This is a genomic window from Mycobacterium sp. IDUB_19 (assembly GCF_055419445.1).
The window spans coordinates 1-1,033 of the sequence record NZ_JBVAXR010000163.1 but is presented as its reverse complement, the minus strand read 5'-3'; the positions used below and the strand labels follow the sequence as shown (position 1 = coordinate 1,033).

Below are 1,033 nucleotides of genomic sequence, written 5' to 3'. Positions count from 1 at the left end.
GGTATCGGCACCGTGCACTTCCTTGCCCCCAAACCGTTCGACGACATCGTCCCCGCCGAGCTGCCCGGCACCCCGCGCTTCTACACCTACGCATCGGGTGTCGCCGAGATAGCCACCGGTGCCTTGCTGGTGCCGCGACGCACTCGGCGGACAGCCGCGCTGGCGGCCGTCGTACTGTTCCTCGGGGTGTTCCCGGCGAACGTCAACATGTGCCGGTTGTGGTGGAGTAAGCCGTGGCCGATGCGCATCGCCGCTTTCGCCCGGCTACCACTTCAGATTCCGATGATCACCACCGCATTGAAGATCAGGCGCGACAGCTAGCCCTGTCGGTCGACTGAGCGCCCGAGATAAGCCATCAGCCGGGCAGTCGGCGTCGAGTCCGCCGGCGCGGAGTGGGCCGGCCCGAAGCCGCCCGGCCGCCGCAGCATCGCCTCCGGCACCGACTCCACAAGTCCACGGCTCAGCGCCAGCAGGTCTGACGGCAGCTCGATCAGCCGGCCTTGTGAGCAATGTACGTCCCAGCTGTGCAACGCCAGGTCCGAGACGGGATAGGTCAGCGCCCGGCGCAGCGGAACCTCGCCCTCCGGCGACACCCGCATCGCGTCCAGGTCGGCGCCGGGCAAGCCAACCTGCAACCGCGCGGCCAGCTCGCGAAGTCGTGCCGCCGGGTCGTCGCATACCCAGTCGGCCGGCTGCGAAGGGAGTTCCCAGACCTTTCCGTCTTCGACGAGCGTCACGATCTTCGCCGCGCTGCCGGTGGCGTGCCCCACCAAATCGCGCAAGCTCCAGCCCTCGAGGTTAGACGGCTGGTCCCAGCCCTCCGGTGGAATCTGGTCCACGGCGGCGATGAGTAAGTCGATCGCCTCGGTGACCAAAATGCCGATCGGTGCGGTCTCGCCATTCATTGAGTGCATCGTAGCGCGCTGCGACTTAGCCCTTTTCGGCGAGATTACGCAAGCCCGGACCGACTTAGGGCCGCAAAGTCCTTGATTACCGACTAATTTGGCTTACCGACACCAGTTGCGAGGTCTTG

At 66.2% G+C, this 1,033-nt stretch carries 2 protein-coding genes; one reads left to right on the top strand and one right to left on the bottom strand.

The genetic code is table 11. The annotated features are described in order from the left end of the window. On the top strand, nucleotides 1-321 hold a 321-nt coding region (locus ACZY0B_RS27640; protein WP_463767405.1), incomplete at its 5' end, for a DoxX family protein. Here the strand turns inward: ACZY0B_RS27640 and ACZY0B_RS27635 are convergent. Continuing rightward, entirely contained in the window at nucleotides 318-905 is a 588-nt protein-coding gene (locus ACZY0B_RS27635) for a TIGR03086 family metal-binding protein (RefSeq protein WP_463767404.1), read from the bottom strand. The genes ACZY0B_RS27640 and ACZY0B_RS27635 overlap by 4 nt on opposite strands. Nucleotides 906-1,033: the final 128 nt, after the last annotated feature.

What these genes read in the sequence shown, in the direction of transcription:
- ACZY0B_RS27635 (WP_463767404.1), bottom strand. Translation starts at nt 905, where the DNA reads ATGAATGGCGAGACCGCACCGATCGGCATTTTGGTCACCGAGGCGATC.